This is a genomic window from Bacteroidota bacterium (assembly GCA_016713925.1).
Lineage (GTDB): Bacteria > Bacteroidota > Bacteroidia > AKYH767-A > OLB10 > JAJTFW01.
In genome coordinates this window covers 1,086,239-1,111,261 of record JADJOH010000002.1, presented here as the reverse complement: position 1 = coordinate 1,111,261, position 25,023 = coordinate 1,086,239, and the positions used below count along the sequence as shown (strand labels likewise).

11 protein-coding genes are annotated in these 25,023 nt (G+C 38.9%); 9 read left to right on the top strand and 2 right to left on the bottom strand.

The genetic code is table 11. The annotated features are described in order from the left end of the window. The first annotated feature begins 35 nt into the window (after positions 1-35). Entirely contained in the window at positions 36-1,130 is a 1,095-nt protein-coding gene (locus IPJ86_04460) for a T9SS type A sorting domain-containing protein (protein ID MBK7886566.1), read from the top strand. 281 nt (positions 1,131-1,411) lie between these two features. On the opposite strand, the gene IPJ86_04455 is transcribed toward IPJ86_04460, so the two are convergent. Beyond that, positions 1,412-7,534: a M4 family metallopeptidase gene (locus IPJ86_04455; protein MBK7886565.1), complete on the bottom strand. Its 6,123-nt coding sequence runs from the start codon at positions 7,532-7,534 to the stop codon at positions 1,412-1,414. A 369-nt stretch (positions 7,535-7,903) separates the two neighbouring features. After that, positions 7,904-11,575, bottom strand: coding sequence for a T9SS type A sorting domain-containing protein (locus tag IPJ86_04450; GenBank protein ID MBK7886564.1), 3,672 nt, complete (start codon positions 11,573-11,575; stop codon positions 7,904-7,906). Positions 11,576-11,877: 302 nt separating this feature from the next. On the opposite strand from IPJ86_04450, the gene IPJ86_04445 reads away from it, so the two are divergent. From IPJ86_04445 to IPJ86_04410, 8 genes are all read left to right on the top strand, one after another. Continuing rightward, a complete protein-coding gene (locus IPJ86_04445; protein ID MBK7886563.1) occupies positions 11,878-14,979 on the top strand; it encodes a DUF2723 domain-containing protein in 3,102 nt (1,033 codons plus the stop codon). 267 nt (positions 14,980-15,246) lie between these two features. Then, positions 15,247-15,855 carry a polysaccharide deacetylase family protein gene (locus IPJ86_04440; GenBank protein ID MBK7886562.1) on the top strand — a complete coding sequence of 203 codons (609 nt, stop codon included), beginning with the start codon at positions 15,247-15,249 and terminating at the stop codon, positions 15,853-15,855. Positions 15,856-16,003: 148 nt separating this feature from the next. After that, positions 16,004-18,001, top strand: a complete 1,998-nt coding sequence (locus tag IPJ86_04435) for a hypothetical protein (protein MBK7886561.1) — start codon at positions 16,004-16,006, stop codon at positions 17,999-18,001. Positions 18,002-18,039: 38 nt separating this feature from the next. Continuing rightward, positions 18,040-18,693 carry a response regulator transcription factor gene (locus IPJ86_04430; GenBank protein ID MBK7886560.1) on the top strand — a complete coding sequence of 218 codons (654 nt, stop codon included), beginning with the start codon at positions 18,040-18,042 and terminating at the stop codon, positions 18,691-18,693. 229 nt (positions 18,694-18,922) lie between these two features. Then, positions 18,923-20,851: a thiol-activated cytolysin family protein gene (locus tag IPJ86_04425; protein ID MBK7886559.1), complete on the top strand. Its 1,929-nt coding sequence runs from the start codon at positions 18,923-18,925 to the stop codon at positions 20,849-20,851. A 20-nt stretch (positions 20,852-20,871) separates the two neighbouring features. Then, positions 20,872-22,599, top strand: coding sequence for a hypothetical protein (locus IPJ86_04420; protein MBK7886558.1), 1,728 nt, complete (start codon positions 20,872-20,874; stop codon positions 22,597-22,599). Further along, complete coding sequence (locus IPJ86_04415; GenBank protein MBK7886557.1) at positions 22,586-22,882, top strand: hypothetical protein; 297 nt, start codon at positions 22,586-22,588, stop codon at positions 22,880-22,882. The genes IPJ86_04420 and IPJ86_04415 overlap by 14 nt, the downstream gene beginning before the upstream one ends. Before the next feature lie 129 nt (positions 22,883-23,011). Next, complete coding sequence (locus tag IPJ86_04410; protein ID MBK7886556.1) at positions 23,012-25,006, top strand: hypothetical protein; 1,995 nt, start codon at positions 23,012-23,014, stop codon at positions 25,004-25,006. Positions 25,007-25,023 lie beyond the last annotated feature (17 nt).

Genomic DNA, 25,023 nt, shown 5'->3' with positions numbered 1-25,023 from the left:
ATTGGAGTTTTCGTCTGGTTAGTAAAGGGTAACTGATGAGACTGATTATAGCATGGATATTTATTTGGATGACATTGTGTCCGGCAAGTACGAATGCTTCCGGAATAAAAGGTGCAACCATTTCTTGTAGAACAATAGGAATACCCAATCATTTAGTTGTCCATGTAGAGCTATTAATAGACTACCCAGGTCCTTTGGCACCCACCTCCATACAAATATCTGCGCTTGATAGTGGTACCACAACAAATACCCTAGTCAGGTATAATAATATTCCTAAAATTTCTTTTTCACCCGCAACTTTACCAAGTTGTAATGTTTTAACTTTTCAGGATGAAGTGCATGTCTACGAGGACACTATTATTTTACCCTATGCAAGTCTGAAATGGATTATCTTTTTGGAAATTCAATTCAGTGTTCAATCGCTCTGGTGGGGGTCAGGTTCTTTGAGCCCTTTTCTAACATGTAAAACAGTAATTGATAATTTTTCCAATGTTACAAATCATAGCCCTGTTTTTACTTCTCCTCCGGATTATATTCATTGCCTGATGATTCCTAAAACGATGTATAATTCTGCAATGGATATTGATGGAGACTCTTTAGCTTTTAGATTAATGCCGGCACAAAAATTTGATTCAATCAATGGATTTATTGATCTCTATTACCCTGCCCCATTTACACCGATAAATTTCGTAAATTCACTTACACCGATTGTTTTTGATTCCAGTAATGGTGATTTTTCCTATATGCCTTACATTCTTTCGCATTACACAATGTTTTTAGTTGTTGAAGAATATAGAAATGGTTTATTAATTGGGTCCTCTTCCCGATTATTAACAATTACAAACCTCAATGGCCCTGTGTCATCTGATTTTGGTTCTATATTACAGGGAGTTGAAATTCTTGCTTATCCCAATCCAGTATCTGATATTCTTTATTTCACGCTGGGAATGAAATTGCAAAACGTTCTGCTTTCCCTCCTTGATATAAATGGTGTCTCACGTTGGTCGAATAAAATGGATTTTATTGAAGGAGAGGTAAATATTCTAATGCCGGCTATTTGCGCAGGGAATTATTTTCTCGTGATTCAAGCGGAAAATAGTCGCTTTGTTATTCCGGTAGTAAAACATTAGTTTGATTTGATTAGATGTAATATCATTGGAGCCGCAACAAAATAGTTTTGGCCTGACTTTAAAAGTACAACACAATGTTTATTGCAATTGTTTAACCAAAGTATAACACAAATCCACTTAAATAAGGTGATTCATGAAACAACTAATGTGGTAACAAATCAATTTTTCACATTTTTCGGCAAGTTTTGTTTAATGCAAAATTTACGGGAGACTCTATACAAAAGCAAATATAGTTTGCTATCATTACCTCGAAGAATATTTCCCGCTTTTTGAAGTATAAATCATTCTTCTTTTACCAATTTTTGCATCAGCTGAATGCCATTCACCTTTAGCAGAACAGAATACATTCCTGTAGGATAACCACTGAATTTAAAGTTATATATTCCTTTAGGTTTTAGTTCATTCTTACAATATTGCTCCAGCACTCTTCCCGACACATCAATCACTGCCAAATCAATGGTAGCGGATTTGGTAAGTTCAAAACCTATCTCGGATTGATTTCTGAAAGGATTAGGGTGAACGGTAAAACTGCCTTGCATGATAAATTCACTCAAAGCAGTAGGAGTTATATATACCGTGTCTATCACTGTCATAGTACAACTTGTACTGGTTAAGGTAAGCGTTACAATATAGGTTCCCGGAGTTGCATATGCATGTGTTGCTGTAGATAAGGAAGATGTAGCGCCATCTCCAAAATCCCAAAATCTTGTATAAATCGACTGACTCAGATTTGTTGTGAATATGAGTGCATTTCCAACAACAGGTGCACCGTTAACATTTAGTACAGGAAGGAGAAGGGTAACCGAACAGTTTTTAATAATGGTATCCGTTCCAAATGCATTGGTAGTAATAAAAGTTACTGTTTTAACACCGGCAGATGAATACGTATGTATTGGACTTTGAAGAAGGGAAGAATCTCCATCACCAAAAAACCATTTCCATGAAGTACCCGGATTATAAGTTAAATCTGTAAAAGACATAGTGCCATTACAAGCAGTGGTATTAAAAAACGTAAAATCTGCGCAAGGATTATACCCTATTTGAAATTGAGAGAATACCGTATCATTTTCAACGACGGAACTATTGCCATTGATAACAATGGGAAGAGAATACTGTCCACCCGGTAATCCATTTAAAGTACTGTTTATTGTTATGTAAACAGAATCTCCCGGGGCAACAGTGCCGCTATCGGGAAATAATTGAATGCCTTTCGGGAATTTGCCCCGGTATATATTTTTTACTGTACTGGCAATGATTTTTTGGATATCAGGATTGAATGTGTCATAATCAAAGCCAATATAGATCGCATTGCCTTTCCCATATTTACGCACTGAAACCACCTCTTTACCGGAACTGGTAACAAGTGTTAGCTTGTCGGTATTAGTGATTTTTTGCAAATATGTAGTACTGATTGCAGGGAAGGTCTGATTTATATTTTCAGTATAAAAATCAGTTGTATCACTCACCAAACATGTCCCGGAAATAATATCCGCCGTATCACTACCGGTAAACATATTCATCTGATAGATGAGTGGAAGAAGTCCAAGATTGGTGTGAAAATCCGAACCAAGGAAAATGGCATTTCCTCCTCCATTCACAAACTGCTGAATAGTAGATCGTACACCATTAACATAATTTGTTCCGGTTTCTTGTTTAGGAAAGAGAACAATATCTTTATTCGCAAGTTTTGCAGAAATAGATGAAGTGGTGAAAATGGTAGTGTCTACGATAATATTATTATAATATTGTTGTATGCTGGCTATTGTGTTTTGATATTCATTTTGCATATCAACACCAAACACCATCGATAAAATTTTTCTTGGTATACTGTCATTAATTCCTGACAATGTATAATGCAGGTAGTTGCCTCCTGTATTGTATAACCAGAATCCACTACTTGCCGAATCACCGCATGCATTATGACTGATAGCAAGAGAAGTAGTTGACAATGCTATTGCAGGAGCCGTAACACCTGTACCTCTAACACAGTGTTTTATTAGTCCAATATTGGAATAAAAATAAATAGTATCTGTAAAGTTACCTAATGCCTGTGGGTTGAATTGTACAGGTAAACTGTAACTGGAGCTGTACTCCATCGTTATACTATTCGGACTGGTAGTCATCACAGTGCTACCTGTAATGATTGAATCAATCACAAGCGTATCACATCCGGAATTTTCAAGTATAACATATTGTGTACTGCTATCTCCCAGGGTCACTATTCCAAAATCAAAGCAGGTGTCGGCAAAACTAAGTATCGGAAGTCCCGTAACATTTATTTTTATAACAATGGTATGAACGGAATCAACGGGGTCATTACTGTTAAAATTGATATATGCATAATGAAGACCCGGCTTTAACTTTATCGGTTTGATAACAAAGTTGGCAATCGTTGAATCTCCTGGATGAATGGTATCTATTTCAGGGAGTACATTTAACCAATCCGGCCAGCGATATTGTCCCATTTTTATACAATTAGACATAACTCGCTTTACCTCGTCCGGTGAATTGCTTTTCACACTAAATCCCATATGGACAGCCTTCCCCTTTCCATAATAGCGATAGGTAAGAATATCATCTCCATTGTTGGAAATTAGCATCTTCTTATTTCTATTTGAAATGGTGAATGGAAAACAACGGTTGACTACCTGGGGAAATATATAAGGAATCTGATCAGTAAGAATGTCGGTGGTATCACTGGTATTAAAACTGCTGGAAAATCTGGAATCAAGATATTTGGCTCTTAATAAGCTCATATCATTAAGTCGAGGGTCACTGGTAGTATTTGCGCCACCGCAGACTACTACATTTCCACCCTTTCTAAGATAATCAAGTACGATTTCCGGATAATAACTGTACATAGTATCCGGATCATTACCTCTTTCCGGAAAAAGTAATACCTGTTTATCCACTAATGCAATCTTTAGTTGATTGGTATCATTTGAATTATATTTCGTTATTGTGAATTTATTAAAATATTGTGCAACTGCGTTTACAATTGGATTAACCATTGTAGTCGTATCACTGTGATTTATATAGGCAAGAACGTGAACTGTGTCCTCCATATCCGTATAGCCATTCTCTGAAATTAAAAGATCACCTAATCCGATGTTATAAACATTAACCGGAAGTGTAATCGAGTCACCACATGTAATCGTTAAATCAATAGTGTCAGTTGGAACTAAAATGGCTGGTGCTTCTTGTACGGTAATGGTCTGACTTAAAGTATCAGCTCCAAGGCAATTCATAGCTATTAAAGTGATGGTATAAGTTCCCGGAATACTGTATTCATGAACGGTGGGAAAGTTGGTGGAGGAGGTTCCATCACCAAAATCCCAGTTATAACTTAAGTCCTCTCCAAGGCTGGAGTCTATAAAACGAACCGGTGTATTTATAGGTGGATTGAAATTATCCGGGATGAATGCTGCAACAGGTACCTGTGTATTTATGAGTGCGGATGTCCAGTTAGCGGCAAACCCGGCAACTGATCCGGTATTGGATTTTGCAAAACGTACCAACATTTTACCACCGGTTGCGGTGATGGGTGGTGGCATAAAATTACCCGTGCCGGTATATAATAAAGTACTACCCGTTGGAATATTTGGCCCTCTATTAAATATGTATAGGTAGTTGCCACTTCCAATCGAAAACATAGAAAAACTAAGGGTGATGGAAGAAGCACAACCGGGATCAATTAAAAAATCACAGTTATAATTGCCTGAAGAATTCCCATTCACTCCTCCCGGATCATAAAGATTTCCGGTCGATAAAAACACCTCATCAAAATTGCCGCACATATTAAAGGCATCCAATACTGATATATAATCAATACGGGTGATGCTATCCGTTCCTATAGCGTTCGTACAAACAAGTTTCACTGCATAAGTACCCGGACTATTATATATTACCTTTTGGAATCTGTTTGTGGAAGTAGATGGTGTGCCACCCGGAAAATACCAAATTAAAGTGCCGGAATTGACAGTGAGGTCAGAGAATAGTATACTGTCACCAAGGATGATGGTCGTCTTTGAAGCATCAAAATCAACCAATGGGGCAGAGGTGGAGGGAGAAAATATGACAGAATAATCCTCTGCTTGTCCACTGGAAAGTGTGATGCAAGGACCGGTGATTGCGGAATAATTTGGATCATCCATTATTCTTAACCGAAGAGGTGTATTTAATACAGGTTGAGTATCTGTTGCAATAATACTCGTATGATGACCCAGGATATTGTTAGAGGTCATAACCAATTCAGAAGTAGCAAAAACACCATCATTATTATAGTCCATCCACGCTTTAACATTCTCATTTAAATTGGAGGAAGTTAATACATCAAGTTTTACATTATCCCCGGGATGGATGACTGTATTGGTTTCACAAGTAAAATCACGATAGCCTTCACTGTAAGCCGAGGAGGAGTTATTGTTTATGCTGCGTAGTGTAACATTATAAATTCCAATATCTGAATTCGTAGAAAGATTACCGGGTTGACAAGAGGCAGGTACAAGGTTAGGTTGTGGATTTACATCAATCAGATTATTAAAAACTACTGTGTCTGTATTGCTACAAACTCCATTTCCATTTGCTATAAGCGTTATCGTATAGTTGCCGGTAGTAGAATAGGTATGCGATGGATTGGCTAAAGTGGACACATTTCCGTCTCCAAAGTCCCATTCATAGGAAGTGGCATTCATGCTCAAATTAACAGGATTTATACTGCCATTGCTGCAAAGTACCGTACTTGGGAATAAGGCGGCGGCAAATACTCCCCCTGAATAGTTGGTTCCAATTCCAACAGCATACCAGGCTTTGGTCACTTCTTCTTCCTGGCTTGAACATGTACCAAATAAGTCAATAGCTGCCTGAATGGATGCGGTCCTTGCATTATTGTAGGTAGCAGTAGGAGTAAGGTACAGGGTAAGCGCCCGATACACTATTGCTGCTGCATCAGTCATTCCTATTTTCTTAATGTGATAAGAATTACCCAGGTCATTAATTCCTGATCCTCCTTCCGAAAGCAGATAAAACCAATAATTTTGTACACTTCCCCTTCCTGTTGTAGTTGTTGTACCCCAATAAGTACCTAAATAAGTATTTGGCATTGAATACTGCGAAGGTTGGGCCATGTTGCGGAAAGCTTTACCATTCGAGGTGCATTTTTCACCTATCAAATAGTTTGCAGTAGTTGGATTGATCATATGGTCAATGACTACTCCGAATATATCGGAAAAGGATTCATTTAACGCTCCCGGTTCTCCGTTTGTTCCGAGATTAGCTGTATATAGATTTATCCCATGCGTATATTCATGGGCAACTATTTCCAGTGATGTTGCCGGAAGAATAGTGCTGTCTTGTTGTTTACCAAAAACAAATCCATTTGTATTGAAAAGTGAAACACCGGAGTTACTATAATTTATAAATCCATTTAATTTTAATCCTGCATTATCAATGGAATTTCTGCCAAATTGTTGCAAAAAATAATCATAAGAAGATTCAAGTCCGAATAGAACATCAATACCATGCTGCTGAGTAGGAAGAATGTTCCATGCAGAACTCTGACTGGTAATATCCGTTGCGGTTGCGTAATTACCGCCATTATTCATATTTCTGATTTCAATACCTCCCCCTCTTCCTGTTTCCCTAAGGATGAAGAGTGTGGTATTAACACTATCACAAACTATTGGAACCGTACCATTATATACACTAGGTGCATTCACAGGATGATCAATGTACTGAAAGCGGTCTTCTTCAAATAAGTAATTACCGGTCATTGCATCAATATAAGCAAAGACTCTTTTCTCTGTTGGGCTTATCGTATAAACATCAAACTTCCAAGCCAAATGATAATTATTCTCAATAGGTAAAATAACCAGATTTCCACCGGCCTTCATCGTGCTCAGTCCTCCACTGAACTGTTGTTCGTAATCTATACCACCAATTTTTTGAAGAGCAGCATGGAATGCTTCATCACGCGATATGTTATTTCCTTGTTGAAGCATTGTCACAGGAAAATAATCTCCATTGGCTGAGACAACTCTTCCATTTTTTGTATGAACGATGTATATACCATTTTGTACCGGATATCCCATGTAATATTGCTGATACTTATAGTGCTTAAATTGCTTATCGTCTTTTTCTTCACGGATAAGTTTAAAATCAAATTGGGCTGCTACATGCAATACCTCATTTTTTAACCATTCCAGATGTCTCTGTTCATCTATAAATGAATCAGGATGACAACGTATAAACGCGATGGTTCCATTTTGTTCATTTTTTTGAAGGAAGGATGTACCGGCTACGCCTGCAAGAGCTTCCTGATCGAGAAAGGTTTCACCATTTACAGGATGGAAGAATAGCAATGATGTTGTAATTATAAGCGTGGGAATTAAGAGTAGGTGTTTCATAAAATTTGTAGTTTCAATCCGGAATGTATTATTAAATGAATAGTATTTTACTGTTTGTTAAAAGGAATAAATAATAAAACCTGAGCTTTTTAATATCAAGTAAAAGTAATAGTATTTATATTAAAATCAACATTCCGGGGAAATAACTGATCGGCAGTCGCCTGTATATTTTTACCTTTTCCCGTAATAGATTATTTAATACAATTAAAAGCAGGAGTAAACCGCTAATACGTTAGATATGAGGGCTATAATTATTGTTGAAATGTTAGACTATCCCAAATGCGAATTCCAGAGAGGTAACATTAGTATTACGTTTTCTATGAAAATGATCGTAATTTTATATTCAAGTGCTAAAGGATGCTGAGCTGTTTAATACTTCATCAACCGTATCACTTCCGCCTCATGCTTTAAAAAGTATATTCCTGAAGGAAGTGTACTCAAATCAATGTTGATACCATTGCTGCCTTTTTGAAGTTGTATTGTATTTGAAAATACCAGCTTCCCGGCAGGATCAAAAATGTTCAATACGGTATCGTTGGCTTTATCAGAGGGAATCAGCAACCACGCCTGATCTCTTATCGGGTTGGGATATATTTGAAGTCCACTAACGCCATCGCCTATACGTACCGGTACTACCGGACTAAAATCAGATTGTCCGTCATAATCTACCTGAAGCAAACGGTAATAGCTGGTGCCCTCATAGGGCATGTAATCCGTGAATTTATAAGCACTGATCGTACTGGTAGTACCGTTGCCCTGCACTTGCCCGATGGTTTCGAAATGAATTCCATCACTACTCCGTTCTACGCGAAAGAAATCGTTATTCGTTTCCGTAGCCGTGCGCCAGTGGAGGACCACATTTTTATCTTCAGGTGTAGCAATGAAGGAAAGCCATTCGACCGGAAGTGGTGCATTACCAAAGCCAATAGCAAAATCTCCCCAGAAGGTGGTGGTAGTTATTCCCGTTCTTATTGCTGTCGCAGTGCCGCCGATTTCAGTTTGTGTGGCATTGCTATGTACACCTACGGGCGTTCCGAGCCAATCATTCAGTTCATCGTCACGACGGATGATTCCATATCTCGTTGCAGGAGCCACGGAATTCGTATGCCCTCGTTCCTTAAGTGTTAAACTGAGATTCATCGCAGAAGGAATAGCATTCGGCGTAAGGGTCCAGTTTCCTGCGTTGAGCATTCCGTTTATCGGGCTGCCATTGATAAAACATAAAGCAGGATTTGGTAATGCTCCCGGCGAAGGTGCTTTGAAACTGCTGATGATATTTGAAATACCTACCTGGCTTGCAATATTCAGATTTGCCAATTCATATTCACCGGTATATCCTATAGGGAAATCGTAGTTGCCACTTATAGCAATTTGTCGCCGCAAGTTACCATTGATATAACGGGTTAATCCATAACCAATGAGGGACGTAGTGGCAGTGGGTGTGACGTATACTTCGTTGGAACCGGTGTTGACCAGACCATTTAATAAATTCAACTGGTTTTGTATTTGAATGGTAGTGCCTGCATTAATTCCTGCGGCATTGTTCACATCCAGTTGCCAGAATACTTCCCTCACCGGAGTGTTCACCGGTTGGAGTGATGATCCTTCCAGTATCACCTTGCTGTTTCCTTCCCTGAAAGCGGTTTCATTGAAATTGGTCCAGTTCCCTCTGAGATAGATTACACCATCCTTCGTATTGGGATTGTTATCACTAAAGTCAAGTTCTCCGCCGTTGATGGTGAGGTTTCCTAAAATGCGGAGTACCCTTACATTGGTATCAGCTCCATTCACTTCGTAGCCATCAATGGTCATATCGCGGCAATAATGCGTGGAATCTAATTTGAGACGGCAGTTGAAAGTAACTCCTGTCGGAGGTACCCAAACGTTAGTTGTACTGTCCGGGATAACAAAATCTTCCCAGTTGTCGCAGGTGAACCAGTCGGTACTCTTGGAGCCTATCCATTTTCCACGCGTATATCCTCCGGCAATAATAACTAAAGTATCATCGGTAGTTACATAGCGTGGATTCGCAGCATTGTAATTCGTACAGCTAGTATGTCGCACCCATTTGGTGATATCGTTGATACTGTCTACCCAGTTCCGTTGCGTCTTTGGATTCAGGGAGGCGGGGTACGAGCCGGTGAACTTAATCCAATCGGAACCGGTTGTAGGTGTAATGGTATAGCAATCTAAACTAGGATAAGGTCCACTCTGCTGCGTAGAAAGTCCAAAATTGATCCAGGCGGTATTCGTATTAAAGCCAAAAAGAACAGTCCCCGTATATTGTGCATCATGTGCTGCAGCAGCCCCGGGAATCCAGTTTCCACCTTGCATGAAGAAAAACTGATCACCCCCGTCATTAAGGTTGAATTGATTTCCACCGTTTAGGTTCACAAAAGACCATGCGCCATCCGGAGCAATACTGCTTCCACTGCCTATGCCATTAAAGCGAATAGTAATTACGGTTCCGGCAGCAATGTTTCCACCCCATCTTGTCATACGGACTGTCCCTTCGGTATTACCCCAGCGGTTGGCTACAGCACGTTGCCAGCCATTGTCTGTTATGTCAATTGTTGTTCCGGTTGAAATATCACGGAAACAAACAAAACTAATTTCATCTGCACCAGTGGGTTGACCACATGCAGTATTGTTGGCATTAACCCCCAATACCATGAAATCTCCCCTTTTCAGCAAAGTACCGCCGCCCGGTGTACAGAATACTTCTTCCCCGCTACTCCATTCATTCCCATATCGGACCCAAATCTTAAAGTAGTAAAGGGTGTTGTTGGTGAGTCCGGTCACCGTGACATTGCTTCCTGCTCCTTTATACACGACGAACCCGGTACCAAAAGCAGTCCCAAATCCATAGGCAGGGTTGGGCGTATAGGCACTGCCGTTACCTGTTGGAGAACCGGCAATGGGGACTAACGGCTGAGCCACTACCAGAATTTCGTTGTAGCATCCGAGTGGAAGAGACCAGGAAATGATGGATGATCCGTTCTGGCAATTGGCGGCAGGAATGGAAACATCAAATGGCGAAAGACGAATTGTAATATCTGTTCCGTTATCATTTCCAACAACAATTGGTACATCACTCACTACACGAATGCGGTAAGATGTTCCTGTTCCCAGCCCCGGTGGTAAAGTGGCTGCAATACTTTGAGCCCCGGTTCCATTGGATGCAACAGTGCCAATTATAGTGGGTGTGGTAAATTGTCCCGCTGAATTACTCAACTCTGCTGTAAATGTACATGTGCCGGGCACAAAATTAGCAGCGGGAATATAATTAAAGGGAACTGTGAGTGTATTTCCCGTTGTAGGCGAAACACAAAATGGAGAACCAACAATGACACCGGTTGCAATATTATTGCCCGAGTTGGGTATGCTGGAGATATTTATTTCGTCAAGTCCAATAGTATTACTGCTCGCAGAAAAACCACTTACATAATAATACTTCCAGCGCAACTGCATGTTTGCCCGGTTATCCACTGCATTGGCGGTGGCGGTAGATAGATTAACAGAAATAGTTTGAGTGTTGGGAAAAACTCCCGTATAAACATATTCAATCGGACCGGGGACATCTAACCAGGGAGAAACCGTAGAAATCCGGTATTGCAATCGAAGGTTATAAGCATTCCCGGTTGCCCATGTCCTCGACTCAAAACTTACCAAAATATTGGTCCGGCCCGTTGTATTTAATCCAATGACCACCGCTCCAACTGATGAAGGAGTCTTCGTCTTATTAAACATGCTTAATCCGGATGCCGCCAGTCCGGTAAACCTATTGCCGGTTCCGGAATTATATACACCTGTATAATCTCCGGTTGTAGGATCCCCCAATGATGGATTAGAGTCAGCACTACAGGTATGTAAAAACATGTTGGCCGGATAGGTACCTGCCGCACTTGAACTAGACCAACTATTGAATAAATAGTTCCCTCCTCCTAAATTAAAAGGCGCCGGATTACTCTGCCCTGAAACCTTTAAACCCGTCAGGAGCAGGGCAAAAATCAAAAGGACATACTTATTCCATTTTAACATAGCTTGCAAAGGTACGGGTTAAGGCTGAAATACACTATTAATGAATGATTAATTTTACATAAAGTCTTTTACTGCGCCATGACCGTCAAGTAGTGTAATCTAAAGTTGAAAGTCCCTTCAAAAATGAGGTTAAGGATGGAGGAAAGTAGACCCTTCCTTTTAAAAATAACAATAAGCGCCTTTCCGGTTAACACTTTTATACCTGTCAGACGTGCATTATTGTTAAAATTTCGTTTAAATAATACCTGAAAATGGGGCTAATCTGTTAATTTTCTAACTTCGCCGGATTGTTAATTCATAATATGCAGAACTATCGGTTTATCAATAATTTATGTGGCTGGATTATTTTTGCCATTTCGGCCTTCGTGTACATCAGTACCATAGAGCCAACAGGAAGCTTCTGGGATTGCGGCGAGTTTATCGCTTCCTCCTTTAAATTGCAGGTAGGTCACCCTCCCGGAGCGCCCTTGTTTATGATGATGGGTCGAATCATGAGCCTTTTTGCCGGAGATGATCTCACGAAGGTGTCGGTGATGATTAATATTATGAGTGCCCTGATGAGCGCCGGAACGATTTTATTTCTATTCTGGACCATCACCATTCTTACAAAGAAAATTGTAGCTCCTTCTGAAGCGTCGGATGCAGGGAGCATTATCGCCATCATGGGTGCCGGTTTTGTGGGAGCACTGGCCTATACCTTCAGCGATTCTTTCTGGTTTTCAGCAGTAGAAGGAGAGGTTTATGCGACATCATCATTCTTTACCGCTATCGTTTTTTGGGCGATGTTTAAATGGGAAGCAGTAGCAGAGGAAAAGCATGGCAACAGATGGATTATTCTGATTGCTTACCTGATGGGTCTCTCCATCGGAATTCACTTATTGAACTTGTTGACCATTCCTGCCTTGGCTTTCATTTATTATTTCCGCAAGAACAAGCCGAGTACGATGGGTGTGATAAAAACTGCTGTCGCCGGTGTTGCTATTCTGGGTATCGTTCAGTATGGAATTATTTCCGGTTTCGTGAAACTGGCTTCTAAGTTTGAACTGATGTTTGTGAATGGTTTCGGATTGCCTTTCTGGTCCGGATTTATTTTCTTCTTCCTGCTGATAATCGGTGGTATCGTTTACGGATTGAACTATACCCACAAGCGAAATATGCCTTTGTGGAATCTCTCCTTACTCTGCATGGTATTTATTCTGCTCGGCTATTCATCGTATGCCATGATCGTGATTCGCTCTAATGCCAATCCACCCATGGATGAAAATGATCCGGAGCATGCTTTCAACCTGTTGGGATATATCAACCGTGAACAGTACGGTGATCGTCCCCTGTTTTATGGTCAGTACTACAATGCCCGTCAAACCGATCTGGAAGAAGGTGCGATGCAGTATACCAAGGGAGAAGATAAGTACATCGAGACCACACGTAAAGTAAGCCCGATCTATGACCCTGCGTACAGCACGATTTTTCCGAGAATGTACAGTGCTCAGGAAAGTCATATCGGTGCCTATAAAGAATGGGCCGGCATCAAAGGGGATCAAAAACCCACTTTTGCGCAAAACTTAAAGTTCTTCTGGAATTATCAGGTGATCCATATGTACTGGAGATATTTCATGTGGAATTTTGCCGGACGTCAGAATGATATTCAGGGTCACGGTGGTATTTTAAAAGGAAACTGGATCAGCGGAATTAAGGGGATAGATGAAATGAGACTCGGTCCGCAGGATCAGCTGGCCAATGGAATGAAGGACAATAAAGCAAGAAATACTTTTTATTTCCTTCCATTGATTTTAGGTATTGTCGGGATGATCTGGCATTATCGACGCGATAAGCACGATGCCTGGACCGTGATGTTGCTCTTCTTCTTCACCGGACTTGCTATTGTTTTATACCTGAACCAATATCCCTATCAGCCCCGCGAAAGGGATTATGCTTATGCTGCCTCTTTCTATACGTTTGCCATTTGGATTGGTCTGGGTGTGGCTGCCATAGCTGAAAAACTGAAGCAGAAAAAAGTTCCCTACGCCGTAGCAGGGGCTTTAACATCTGTGGCATGTCTGGTAGCTGTTCCGGGTATTATGGCGAAAGAAGGGTGGGATGACCATGATCGCTCACATCGATTGACCTCTCGTGATATCGCCTGGAATTACCTGCAGAGCACCGCCCCTAATGCCATCATTTTTACCAATGGAGATAATGATACCTTCCCGCTATGGTATGCACAGGATGTGGAGAACGTGCGGACAGATGTGCGTGTCGTCAATTTAAGTCTTTTGAATACCGACTGGTACATTGACCAGATGAAACGCAAGGCGTATCAGAGTGATGCGGTTCCTTTTAGTCTGACTCATGATAAGTATGTGCAGGGCACTCGTGATTACGTTCCTTTCTACGACAGGTCGGTGCCGGGTTATACCAATGTGAAAGATGTGATGAACTTCATTTCCAGTGAAAACCCTGATGCAAAAGTCAGGACTCAGGGCGGTTCGGAATTAAATTATTTTCCAACGAAAAAGTTCTTCATTAAAGTAGACAAGGAAGCGGTGTTGAAGAATGGTGTGGTGAAGCCGGAAGATGCAGATAAGATCGTGGATACCATCTTCTGGGATGTAGATCGCAGCTATCTGATGAAGGCGGATCTGATGATTCTGGATCTGATCGCCAACAACGACTGGACACGACCCATCTACTTCGCCGTAACAGTGGGTGGAGATAGCTACCTGAATCTGGAACCTTATTTCCAGCTCGAAGGATTAGCGTATCGCTTTGTGCCAATCCGTACGAATCCTGACGCTTCCGGACAAACCGGAAGAGTGGGAGTGAAGCAGATGTACGATAACATGATGAATAAATTCCTGTGGGGAAATATGAGTCGTGAAGAGGTGTATCTGGATCAGAACAATCTGAACATGACCATGAATTTCAGGAATAATTTCTCTCGTCTTGCAGAAGGTTTATATGCCGAAGGAAAGCTCGATTCAACGCTGGCGGTTCTTGACAAGATGAACCAGGAGATTCCGGATAAGACGGTTCCGTATAATGTGATGATGCTTCGCCCGCTGGAAATTTATTACAACGCCGCAAAAGGTCTTCAGGCGCCGGTTATTGATCCTTCCGGAATGATGACCAGCAACACCATTGAACTGCCCGAAGCCCGTAAGAAGCATGCTATGGATATGGCGCGCTCTATAACGGTGCGTATGGCCGACATTTACGAAAACGAGCTGAACTATTATTTCTCCCTCAAAGGAACAGAATATCTGAAGTATGTGGACCGTGAAATGAATCAGGCCATGGCCATCTTTGGTGAACTGATTCGTATTGCCAAAGCCAACAATCAGGAAGATATTGTCAAGCAACTGGAGCCAAGGTTTAAGAAGCTGGAAGAGCGGTACACGAAATAACCTGCCTGCCGGCAGGCAGGTTCTGAATTCAGAATGCAGAATTCAGAATTCAGAATTCCCCCCTCCCCCCCTGGGTAGAGAATTGAATCGGTGTAATATTCAGTACCTGCCAGGAGGGCTCAAAATTTCATCGCAATGGAGGATCGGCAAATTCAAAACAAGGGTGGAGGAATTCAAAATTTTGAACCCCTCCCATGTTTTGAATCCTTAAAACTACATACTTAACAATTAATTCTGAATTCTGAATTCTGCATTCTGAATTAAAACATGGTTTCCCCGCCCTTCTTCCTCCGCCTCGCCTATCCCGGTGTCACCTGGCAAATGTCACGGAAGGAAAAAGTGCTTTATCTCACTTTTGACGATGGTCCGCAGCCCGAAATAACTAATAAGGTACTGGATTTGCTGAAGGAGTACAATGCCAAAGCCACATTTTTTTGCATCGGTGAAAATGTCCGGAAACACCCCGATCTCTACAAACGCATCCTGACAGAAGGGCATAGGGTAGGGAACCATTCCAATACCCATCCCAATAGCTGGAAGATTTCAGCAAATCATTTCATCAGAGATGTGGAGGAGGCAGGTCGTGTAATTTCCTCTGACCTCTTTCGCCCTCCATACGGTAAACTGACACCACGCACCCTCTTTGCGTTGCGAAAGAAATACCGCATCATCATGTGGGATGTGATTACCGGTGATTTTGACGAAAAGGTATCAGCAGCCCAGGTGGAGAAAAATGTATTGGACAATGCGAAAAATGGTTCTATTATCGTTTTCCACGACAGCGTGAAAGCTGCGCCAAGGCTGCTGGAAGTGTTGCCGAAAGTGCTGCGATTCTACAGTGAAGGTGGGTATCAATTTGGGTGTATTGAGAATTAGTTTTTGCTTATCGTATATTTATTTCTTTATTTCATATCCGGTATTACCTCTTATAGTAGCATTTGGAAATGATCTTTTAAGTTCATATTTTTAACGTCATGACATCGTTGATAAGTTAAGATTAGCTTAATCACAGACTGTTGACTTTATGAAGATTTTATTACTTTTTTTTCTTGTGTGTTTTGTACAGATGAGTGCATTGGCTCATACTGAAGACTCACTCATTTTAGATAATCCACCCGGTGCTGAAGTGAAAGTATTTTATTTCACCGGTGAAAATGTAATTGCAGTCTCTGAAATCACAACAGTAGCAAATAGCGAATGGAAGCCCTTTATTAACAAGAAATCTTCTTTGAAGCCCTCTGACAAGAAGGTAACGTGGTTTAAAATTGTTATAAACAATAGAGACACAGGTACCACAAAGTTATTGCTGGTCATACCTGCCTTTACGAGAAGCGATCTATGGTATAGCGATACTGCTGTTTGGGTGCCGGCTTATGAGGGAGGAATCTTACAGGGGAATTCCGAAAAGAAAATCCGTCCGGAATATGAAGAAATAATCCCACTGGTTGTCCAACCCGGTGAGAACACGTATTTGCTTCGGGCTAAGTTCAATTTGCTTCGATTTAATCCTCTTCTATTTCAGGTTTTTTCTCCCGAAAAGGGACTTGAGGCAACACTTCTATATGATACAGGCGGCGAGTATGACAAAGTGTTTCAGTTTGCTTTTTTTATTGTACTGTTGTTCCAGCTTCTATTTATCATCACACAGTCTTTTTTTATTCGACGTATCGAGTATTTATATTATATCACCTACATCATCTTCCTTGGTTTTTACTTCTTGAGCAAAGGGGAGTTTTTAATGAGAGCAGAAGTGTTTTATCAGCGGTTTCCTCCATCTTTCATTTATCTGGATCATGCGGTATCCTGGTTTTCTGCATTCATCTATTATAGATTTGCCAGATCGTTTATTAATTTACCGGAGAGAGACCCCCGATTGAATAAGCAGGTAATAATTGTTGAATATATCATATTATGCTTCTCGTTATTTTCATTCTTCTTCAGTATAGGGAGTGAGAATTATGTTGTCCGCGAGAATATTTATGTGGTGTTTTCAGGATTAATGACGCTGGCAACATTGGCCATCATTTACCGTTTTTTAAGACGAAGAGAAGTCTTGTATAATTTTGCTATTGTAGGTAGTTTATTAATTACGCTGGGATCCTTTTTGAGTATTCTGGCCTATAATTCCGGTGGGATACATATTGCCGGTATCAGTTTACACCCCATCAGCATTTTTCAACTTACTGTGGTCTTGGAGTTATTGTGTTTTACAACGGGTCTTGCTTTTAAGTCAAGGTTGGATGCACGTGAAAAAATTATCTCACAGCAGGAGTTAATTTTCAGGATGACGGAGAATCAGAACCTGCAATTGAAATTGAATACGATTCGTGACGACATCGCCCGTGATCTTCATGATGAAGTGGGCTCTACGTTGAGCAGCATAAGTATGTACAGTGAGGCCATGCAAAACTCTCTTACTGATGGTGAGTACAAAAAGGTCCATGATATGATCGGTCAGGTCGGTCAAAATAGCAGAGAGACCATGGAAAATATGAAAGAGATCATTTGGGCGATCAATACGAAAAATGATAAACTGAATAATCTGCAGGACCGTATGCATGCACATGCAGCTTCCGTTTTTTCTGCTCAGGGAATAGTATTTAATTTTATTTCTGAGAAGGAGTTTAACAGCTTGACGTTATCCATTGATTTCAGAAAGAACATATTGTTATTGTTTAAAGAATGTATCAATAATATTTCGAAACATAGCAATGCCGGCGAGGTAGAAATTCGTTTAGATATTATCAACAATAAATTGCGGCTGTTGATTAAAGACAATGGAAGAGGATTTGATACCACCAGGGTTTTTGACGGGAATGGCCTGCAATCGATGAAGGATAGGGCTAATGAGATGAATGGATGGGTGGTCATTTCATCAAATCCCGGCTCGGGAACATGTATTGAATTTCTTTCAGGGGAGGTATTTGGTGACTTATCCGGCGAAAAGCAACACGCTGTTGCGAGCGAGCAGAGAAAAAAGAAGAGGGATGCCAGGTATCGGCATCACCATTTTTGGGGATAAGCACTTATTGTTTTTATGATTTCATTTGAACTGAATATATGAAGGAGAAAATAAGGATTGCACTTTTTGATGATAACAAGAAGATACGTACTTCTTTTACAGCCATGCTGGAAGGAATTTATACTTTCGAATTGACCGGTGTTTTTTCCGATTGTTCCGAATTGAAGGAGAAGATTGAAAAATCAAATCCACACGTTATCTTAATGGATATTGAAATGCCCGGAATTGATGGCATTGAAGCGGTGAAGCAATTGCAATTGTATTTTCCCGACATTAAAATTTTAATGCAAACTGCATTTGCCGACGATGATAAAATTTTCAGAGCCGTATGTGCCGGCGCCAGTGGTTATATTTTAAAGAGTACGTTACCTTCTCAAATCATTGACGCTATTATTGATGTTTATCACGGCGGCTCACCCATGAGTCCAACAGTAGCGCGGAAAGTAATGTCACTCCTTCAGCAATTCGGCCGGGTGGAAGAAGCTACACCCGCAGTGGACTATAAATTAACACTCCGCGAAAAAGATGTGCTTGGTTGCCTGGTAAAGGGAATGAGTTATAAGATGATTGCAGATGCCTTAGGTATCACTTTTGAAACGGTTCGGACACATATGCGGCGCATTTATGAAAAGCTGCATGTAGCCAGTATGACCGAGGCCGTTGCGCTGGCTATTCAGCAGAAGTTGGTTTGAGGGGCGAATTTCGCTATTGGAAGTAGGAATTTTTTAGCAAGCATCCCCCTTTTGGAGTATTGTCCGAAGATTTCCTTCAGCTTAAGTTTGACTTGTTATTAACTACTAATTGCTGATACTTCGCAAACTGGTGTTTATTTAATGTCCTTACTTGAAGAAGGTTGGCTTTTGTAGTTAGGTGGTAACAATGTTCAATCGTATAAATGATAATACTAAAGATATATAATTTATGAATAAAGTGTTCTTCATTTTAGCGCTATTAATTGGCGCGCTCTCAGTCCAAGTAATTGGACAAGTGAAGCCAAAAATACAGGGGAAAAACATGACAAGAGCATTCCAACAATTTAATCATTTGAAAACCGGAAAGCCTATCAAACCTACGGAAAGCATTAAATCTAAAACTCCAATTGCACAAACTGAAGTTATTTTAAATACTGGTGATCCAGTAATGATCCCTAAGCAGCCCCGCTTAATAAGTGAAACTCCTAAAAATATAAATAATTTTAACTGCACTGAAAGGACATATAGTTTTGAAAGCATGCCTGTTTGGGCATTTAATCCTTTAGATAAGGTTCTGTTTGAGTCTATTTATCCGGGTCAAATAATCGATGCAGCAGATTTACTTAAATCAAAAGCACCAAGTGATTTTCCATTGCCGGCTAAATATACTCGCAAACCATATCAATTAGAATATGTTGGATTTGATAAGTTAAATGGTAAAGCGTTCACCGTTCCGATTGTAAAAGCTGACAATGACCATTTCCCTGCAACAATTCAGAAAATGGATTGGAAAGTTGCCCATGACAATTTTTTTGTGCAAATCGGCAATACAAAACCAACAGTAAATTCATATATAGAATACAAAGAAATTCATTCATTACAACAAATTGAAACTGAGCTTGGGGTTTCAATAAGTATTGGAATATCACCAGATGCGATGACATTTTTATCTGGTATACCGGTAGGAATCGATGCTAACGTTGATATAAATAACAAAATCATATCAAACAAAAAGAAAACTCGAATTTTAGCTCGAATAGTTACTGAATTTTATCAGGTTAATGCTGCGCCTGAAGGCAGTTATAAAAATTTCATCACCACCACTTATTCTCCAGATTTGCCGAGTTCATTAGCATATGTTAAATCAATAACGTACGGTACTGTAAGATACATCATGTTTGAATCAACAAAGGTTTTAGAAGAATTGAAACGAGATATTGATGTTGGATTAGATATTGAGGTAGGATCAGAAATACTTGATATAGATGGTGGAGGTGTAAGTGTTGGAATTGACTCAGAGTTTCTCAGTAAAATAGAGAAAGAGGAAATAACAGTAAAAGCTTTTGGAATTGGACTAAATGGAGAAAAATATCAGACACTAAAGACCCAAGATGATATCTTAAACTGGTTTATGCGATTTGACCCATTTGGTAATGGAAATACCGGCAAGCCAATCCGATTTGATGTTAAATACCTGAAAGATGATGCCATTGCTTCAATTACCTACATTGGCAAAATAGCTAATGTAGAATGTGAAGAAAGGGTGGAAAACTCAAAATACGATGTTAAACTAAGATTATATAAGATACAAGGTGTAAAAATTGATGAAGGAGTTGGAGGCGATGATAGTGAAGATGTTCATGGTAAGGTTTATTTACAAAAATCACAAGTAGGAAATCAAATAAAAGAAACCAAGATTATTCCACCAAATCCTTCAAAAGGAAGATTTAATGTTGAAATTGATTATGCGTATATGTTTTTTAAGGTAAATGAATCTAGGCCTTTTCAATTAAGGAAAGATGACATTGAGTGGAAGGAAGATGGAAAGTTCAATGAAATTATAATCGCTAGAGATGTTACAAAGAGAGATGTAAGGGAGCTTTCTGTTTTAATAGGAGGTAAGGTATATGACAAGGAGTTAGCCTTTAATGTTGATTATTTTTGTTCTGATGGTTGCGATTCAGAAGAAAAGTTCAAAATTAAATTGAGCAGCATGGGTGCAAATGCTTTGGATTCTTTAGGATTTGATAATGAATTTCATAGAATACCAGCAGGAGAACATGAATTCTATAAAATGAATTTTTATGAGAAGAACAAAAGCAAAAATGATGCATCCCACATCCGCTTTTGGTTTGAGCTATTAGTCAAAGCAAAATGATATAAATTAAATATATATAAATGAAAAAACTAATATTCATCGCATTGTTGATTTGTATTAAGTCAATTGCAAATGCCCAACAACTTTCAATATCAAACCCTAATGCACCGGATCGTGTAGGTGAAAGAGTATTATCTTTTAGTTGTCCATTAGATGGTATTGCCAAAAAGGATTTAGAGGTATGGGTTTATTATTCTACAAATAAAAGTGATTTGGCAAGCGAAAATTGTCCCCGTGGCAGGGCTTCTTGTAGTAAAATCGCTGGTGATCCTTCAAAAATGTTATGTAAATTTTATTTTCCTCATCAGGATCATGATAAACCAAATATTATTCATCCCGAAGAATTAGGGGGGGCAGAACCACCCACAGAAGATAATATGAGAGATTTTATTTTCCAGCTCCAAAAGAACTCAAGCATAAAGCAAGCTCATACGATCTGTTTTACGGACAAAAGCCCGAAAATTATAAATAGCCCAAGCTTGGTCTATTACAAAGTTGTACGAGAAAGAAAGGCAACTAAAAGAACCAGTGATATTTTTGAATTCACTATGCCGCGTGTATTTGTAATTGGTTATATGGGCGATTCTTATGCATCTGGTGAAGGAGCACCCTATAGCGGCAGTGATAAGTGGGATGATGACTTTTGCCATAGGTCTGAAAAAAGTGGTGGAATGAGAGGAATTAATAAACTCATTGAAAGGAGAAGAGATTTGGTAGTAAGAGTGATTAATACTACTTGCTCGGGAGCCAAAATTGGTCACATAATCCACAATAGGCAGGTAAAGGGAAATTCAAGTAGAAAGCCCCAACTTGAACAAATAGAAGATTGGTGCAAAGCAAATAATAGAGATAACATTGATATAATGTTAATGGGTGTAGGAGGAAATAGTATGGGATTTGTACCATTAGCAAAGGCAGCAATTGTTGGACCGATTGAGAAAGTTGCCACTAAACAAAGTGTTGTGTTTGATTTTGATAAAGAGTCTGGTAATACAGTTAATTTATTAAGAGAATTGCCTGGCAAATATGATACACTAAATTATTTTCTTGAAAATCAGAACTATTCAATTGGGAAAGTATTAATGATGAATTATCCCAATATGCTTCATGGTCAAGGAAATGAGTTATGTAACAATGATTTTATTAATAGCCTATTGAAGGATCCTATAAATTTATTTAGTTGTTTCCCAAAACCGGAAACAAATCTACTCTTTAATCATATTAATTTATTTAAAAGCATTTTAACCGACTTAAATGAGGCGATACGAAATGCTTCCGAACGGCACGGTTGGGAGTTAATTCGTATTTCTGCTATTAACTCGCATGGGCTCTGCAATTGCAAGGAACCTTATTTTAATACTACTATTTCCTCATCAATTACACAAGGAGATTTAGATGGAGCAATACACCCCAATTCAGATGGATATATGGAACTGTATAGAGATAATGTCTACTCTGTCCTTAAAGAAGCAGTATCAGAAGTTCAGCAGAAGGAATATGTAGAGAGAAGAAAAAATGCAATTCAAGATGCTAAAGCTGAAGCGAAAAGAAAAATGGATCTCCAAATAGCAAAAACTGTAGCAAGAAAAAAACTTCAAGAGAGATATAAAGCAGAATTATCTACCAAAGCAGAAACTCAACTAGACACCTTAAAATTTGATTTGCCTAAAAATACTCAACCTGCCAAAGTAAATCTTAAGCACAATGATGATCCAAGACCTAAAAGTAATGTTGATGACAAAGATTAATGATATGTTACAAACCCGTCTCTTGAAAACCCTTAGCATTATTGCCCAGGTAACAATGTTTACTTCCTGCAACTCTACAGCACAAAACAGCAGCGACGGACTATCGTCACAAAAAAAGTATTTCAAAAACATTCAGGCATCCATTCTTTACCCGGAGGGCTTACAGGAAATAGAAACGGATTACAGCTACACCTTTACCGATAATAATGATTATATATACATTGCCTCCGTTTATATGAGCCAAAACCTAATAACACCCCAAAATCAGAGCAATATCAAATAATCAAAGGAGGATCTGATAATTTTTGGCAAATGGATTATTACGAATATGGTGATAATAGAAAATCACATATTAGAATAAGATGGCAATTTTCTTTAATAGTGAAGAATTGATATTATATCTTATAAGCATATGAAAAAAATAGCTCTAGTTGTGATCTTGATTTTAATAAAAACCTTAGCATTTACACAAATCAATATATTAATCCCGCAAATAAGGCAAACCGTACCTATGGAGATTCAGTTACTGAATATTCCAGACACTGGCAATTATTCTTATATTACTTTAATGGGTACAAATTTGGACAAAATTTCTGACCTACGGATTTCTAAAAATAAAGTAATTGAAAAGGGTATAAAGGCAGAGAAATTAAACTTCAAGAAATATTTGAACCCAAAGGATAAGGCTTCATCACAGAGTAGATCACCTGATAAGTATTTAGTAATAAAAATAAATCCAATTAGCAAGTTAACTTATGGTGAATATATACTGGAAGTGTATGCTAATGGCAAATGGATTGATACTAATTGTAAAATTAATGTTAAAGAGCGTCTTGCCGACAAAATAAAACTATCGTCATCAATAAAGTCATCAATTAAAGATAACTTCAAATTTCGGCAAAATGAATTGATTGAAATAAAGAGAGCAATGTCAGCTATTGAAAAGCAGGAAATAAAGATAAACAGTTCCATCATTAAAAAAAGTGAATCAGTTGCTTCAAATATTAAGATCGATACATCATTTATAACAGCTGAAATATTTGACTACTACCCAAAGGAGAAAGCACAGTTAGACGGTTACATTGTCATCATAGGTAAAAACCTTGATAGTATAAAGGAAATGAAAATTGGTGATGTAAGAATTTCAAAACAACCAGAAAAGAAGCTTGTAGAAGGTTCATATCAAAAGTATATTTATTTTACTGGATATTCAGCCCTTAGTGGTAAACTTATTCTAACTATACCTCAAAAAATTGGTTTCAAAGTTGTTTACTACGATCAAACATTAGAAAACAACTATCAATTAGTGGATCGGAACCAAATGAATCCCACTGTGAAACTGGTTAGAGTTTATCCGTGGTATAGCCGTTATAATGATAGGAATACTTATCCTTACCAGATAGTTTCTTTGCATTTAAAAGTAGAAAATGTTCCTGGTAATTATTTTTCAGAAAATGAGGTATCAGTAATTAAATACAATAGATTTATCAATAATGAGATTGCACGATTCGATGTCGATGAAGTGTTTTTGGACACCAACCATCTTTTTTATGGTAACACATTTGATATATATATCATAGAAAAATCTACCTCTGAATCATCATTAAACGTGAGCCTAAAGTTTAAATTTAAAGATACACATAAAAGTGGTTTTGGCTCTTATAAGACTATATCTTATGCTCATCCGCTTGCTCCAAGAGTCATATATACTATTGAGGACACATATTCATTGTTTTCTAAGTTAAACTTTGGGCAAGTATTCAATTTTGGAACGGGCTCCGGTACGTCAGAAGGTCCTAATCCTTTTAGTAGCGATGATGATATTCGAGTAGGCTTGATGGAATTAGATAATGATTTCGCATTTAAAATTGCAAGCGGCCCTTTAGGAACACAAGCTGTATGGAAAAGCGATGCTATTTTATTAAATGATGGCTGGTCTGTTGAAGCCATTACTTTTGATGCAACCAGAGAAAAGCCTGATAATACAATAAAAACATATTTTCCGGGAGGGGCTAATGGTTCATTGCTTTATACGCTGATGGTTGGCCAAACTAATTTAGGACGAGATGTGGACATTCCATTTTTTGCTACTGATAATACATTCGATGACAATCTTATGTTTTCTATTGATAAAACAGTAGAAGCTTGCGATGGAACTATATTGGAGAATGAGCTTGTAAACAGTAGCTCTGATATTTTTCTAAGACCCATTCTTGTTGACCTTAGGGCGGATCAAACAGGATACAATGATCACCGCATAACGGTTAAAATTAAAAGAATTGTTTTAAAGGGGCCACCAAACAGAAATATTAGCGAAGCTTTTTCTCCAAACTACATTGGGTCATATTTTAATTATTGGTTAGGAGGTTGTAGCAATAACACTATAGTTCCGGTGCACTTTTATTGATAGAGCTTATTAAGTCT

What these genes read in the sequence shown, in the direction of transcription:
- IPJ86_04460 (MBK7886566.1), top strand. Translation starts at nt 36, where the DNA reads ATGAGACTGATTATAGCATGGATATTTATTTGGATGACATTGTGTCCG.
- IPJ86_04455 (MBK7886565.1), bottom strand. Translation starts at nt 7,534, where the DNA reads ATGAAACACCTACTCTTAATTCCCACGCTTATAATTACAACATCATTG.
- IPJ86_04450 (MBK7886564.1), bottom strand. Translation starts at nt 11,575, where the DNA reads ATGTTAAAATGGAATAAGTATGTCCTTTTGATTTTTGCCCTGCTCCTG.
- IPJ86_04445 (MBK7886563.1), top strand. Translation starts at nt 11,878, where the DNA reads ATGCAGAACTATCGGTTTATCAATAATTTATGTGGCTGGATTATTTTT.
- IPJ86_04440 (MBK7886562.1), top strand. Translation starts at nt 15,247, where the DNA reads ATGGTTTCCCCGCCCTTCTTCCTCCGCCTCGCCTATCCCGGTGTCACC.
- IPJ86_04435 (MBK7886561.1), top strand. Translation starts at nt 16,004, where the DNA reads ATGAAGATTTTATTACTTTTTTTTCTTGTGTGTTTTGTACAGATGAGT.
- IPJ86_04430 (MBK7886560.1), top strand. Translation starts at nt 18,040, where the DNA reads ATGAAGGAGAAAATAAGGATTGCACTTTTTGATGATAACAAGAAGATA.
- IPJ86_04425 (MBK7886559.1), top strand. Translation starts at nt 18,923, where the DNA reads ATGAATAAAGTGTTCTTCATTTTAGCGCTATTAATTGGCGCGCTCTCA.
- IPJ86_04420 (MBK7886558.1), top strand. Translation starts at nt 20,872, where the DNA reads ATGAAAAAACTAATATTCATCGCATTGTTGATTTGTATTAAGTCAATT.
- IPJ86_04415 (MBK7886557.1), top strand. Translation starts at nt 22,586, where the DNA reads ATGACAAAGATTAATGATATGTTACAAACCCGTCTCTTGAAAACCCTT.
- IPJ86_04410 (MBK7886556.1), top strand. Translation starts at nt 23,012, where the DNA reads ATGAAAAAAATAGCTCTAGTTGTGATCTTGATTTTAATAAAAACCTTA.